General features: G+C 71.4%; 4 protein-coding genes. All 4 read left to right on the top strand.

Features of this window, described 5'->3' with window-relative positions; translation table 11 throughout:
• Positions 1 to 1,116, top strand: a 1,116-nt coding sequence (locus ACFU99_RS40935; protein WP_384403063.1) for a 3'-5' exonuclease, incomplete at its 5' end; no start/stop codon positions are given.
• A 143-nt stretch (positions 1,117 to 1,259) separates the two neighbouring features.
• Positions 1,260 to 1,553, top strand: a complete 294-nt coding sequence (locus ACFU99_RS40930) for a hypothetical protein (protein ID WP_384403060.1) — start codon at positions 1,260 to 1,262, stop codon at positions 1,551 to 1,553.
• Positions 1,554 to 1,669: 116 nt separating this feature from the next.
• The gene (locus ACFU99_RS40925; protein ID WP_030878493.1) at positions 1,670 to 2,041 is read left to right on the top strand and encodes a WhiB family transcriptional regulator; all 372 of its coding nucleotides are present in this window, start codon (positions 1,670 to 1,672) and stop codon (positions 2,039 to 2,041) included.
• Positions 2,038 to 2,349: a hypothetical protein gene (locus ACFU99_RS40920; RefSeq protein ID WP_384403057.1), complete on the top strand. Its 312-nt coding sequence runs from the start codon at positions 2,038 to 2,040 to the stop codon at positions 2,347 to 2,349. The genes ACFU99_RS40925 and ACFU99_RS40920 overlap by 4 nt, the downstream gene beginning before the upstream one ends.
• The last annotated feature ends 47 nt before the right edge of the window (positions 2,350 to 2,396 follow it).

Here is a 2,396-nt window from a genome sequence, read left to right as displayed (position 1 = left end):
GTCTACGAGGGCGCGCTCGCCGACGCCGGAGTCCCGTACCAGCTGCGCGGCGCCGAGCGGTTCTTCGAGCGGACCGAGGTACGCGAGGCGCTGGCCGCGCTGCGCGGCGCCGCCCGCTTCGGCGGCAACGATGCCCTGCTCGACGACGTCGTGGGCCTGCCCTCCCAGGTGCGGGCGGTGCTCAGCACCAAGGGCTGGACGCCCGAGCCGCCCGCCGGGGCGGGCTCGGCCCGCGACCGCTGGGAGTCCCTCGCGGCTCTTGCGCGGCTCGCCGAGGACTTCGCGGCGGCCAGGGCGGACGCGACCCTCGCCGACCTCGTCGCCGAGCTCGACGAGCGCCTGCACGCCCAGCACGCGCCGACCGTCGAAGGTGTGACGCTCGCCTCACTGCACGCGGCGAAGGGTCTGGAGTGGGACGCCGTGTTCCTGGTGGGTCTCACCGAGGGCATGATGCCGATCACGTACGCCAAGACCGACGAGCAGGTCGAGGAGGAGCGGCGGCTGCTCTACGTCGGCGTCACCCGCGCCCGGCTCCACCTCGCCCTGTCCTGGTCGCTGTCCCGCACGCCGGGCGGGCGCGCCACGCGCCGCGCCAGCCGCTTCCTGAACGGCCTGCGGCCCGGCTCGGCGGCCCGGAGGCCCGAAGCCGCGAGCGCGGGCGGCACAGGGGGCGTGGAGCGCCCCGGCGCGTCCGTCCGCAAGCGGCGGGTGCCGGCCCGGTGCCGGGTCTGCGGCCGGACGCTGACGGACGCGGGCGAGATGAAGCTCATGCGCTGTGAGGACTGTCCCGCCGACCTCGATGAGGCGCTGTACGCGCGACTGCACGACTGGCGCGCCGCGCGGGCCAAGGCGCTCGGCCAGCCCGCGTACTGCGTCTTCACGGACAAGACGCTGCTGGCCATCGCCGAGGCGGTGCCGGAGGACGAAGGGCGGCTCGCGGGCATCTCCGGCGTGGGCGTGCGCAAGCTCGGCCGCTTCGGAGCCGACGTCCTGGCCCTCTGCGCGGGCCAGGAACTCGCGGACTCCGGCGATGCTCCTGATACCGCTGGAGACGCGAGTGCCGGGCGCGCCGCGGACGCCCCGGAAAAATCTTCCGAAGACTCTTCGAAAAAATAGTTTGCGCGCGCGGACGGCATACCCATAGCCTTCCGAGCACGAGGTCAACGGCTCTTCCTGGAACCGACGACTTCGTGCTGTACTTAACAACCGCGGACTGGTTCATCCGGTCCCTTGAGACGCCGAGAGGAGGCGAAGACCAAATGAGCAGCTACACGATCATCACCAAATTGACCGATCGCCCGGTCGTCGCCACCTGCCCGCTCGGCTCTTACCTGGCCCCGCTTCCCGCCACCCGTCTGTCCCGCGTCGTGGAATCCCGCTTTACCGAGCGGCCGATTCAGGCACCGGCAGTAGTGGCAGCGGCAGCGCAGGCAGGCGCCTCCGCAGGCGAGTCGCTCAATGGCGCCGGATACGCGGCCAACCTGAAGACGCAGCACCAGCACCACCAGATGTGGGCCTTCCGTGGCCTCGAACCCTGGAGAGATCCAGCCTGATCGGCGATCAGGTCGGCACCTTCCAGGGCCGCGGAACCCACACCGGGTTTCGCGGCCCTTTTGTTTTGCCATACGCCCGGCCACAAGCCGGACCGACAGACGAGGAACACAAGACCGTGCAACTCAAGGCACACACCCCGTCAGTAGCAACCGACCTGATCCCCCCGCCCGGTCTTACGGAGGACTCCTTGACCCCGCCCGCCCCGCTCACCGCCCTCACCGACCTCGACGACGCGATCGAGAACCTCGGCGTGCCCGTGCCCTGCCGCTCCTACGACCCGGAGGTCTTCTTCGCCGAGACCCCGGCCGACGTGGAGTACGCCAAGTCCCTCTGCCAGACCTGTCCCCTCCGCGAGGCGTGCCTCGCCGGCGCCAAGGACCGCCGCGAGCCGTGGGGCGTCTGGGGCGGCGAGCTCTTCGTCCAGGGCGTGGTGGTGGCCCGCAAGCGGCCGCGGGGCCGTCCGCGCAAGAACCCGGTCACGGCATGAGCACCCCAGGCACCATCGATCGCCCAGCGACGCACGACCCCAAGAAGCAGGACCAGATCATGACCACACCCGTCTCCGAGACTCCCGCCCGTGACACCTCCGGTGCGACGGAGTCGAGCCAGAACAGGACCCTCGAAATGCAACTCATCCCAGAAGCCCTGGCCCGCGCGCATATGGACGATCGGCTGCGCGAGGCCGACACGGAGCGCAGGGCCCTCCGGCTGGCCGCCGCCCGCCGGATGCAGCGCCGCGCGGAGCGCGCCTCGCTCCGCGCCCGCCGCGCCCTGGCCATGGCCGTCATGCACTGACGGCCGAACGGCCGCCGATCACATCGATCAGCGCGCAAGGCTCGTAG

The organism is Streptomyces sp. NPDC057654 (assembly GCF_042800135.1).
GTDB lineage: Bacteria > Actinomycetota > Actinomycetes > Streptomycetales > Streptomycetaceae > Streptomyces.
Note: the sequence above shows the minus strand (reverse complement) of the source record. Positions and strands in the feature narration are given on the sequence as shown.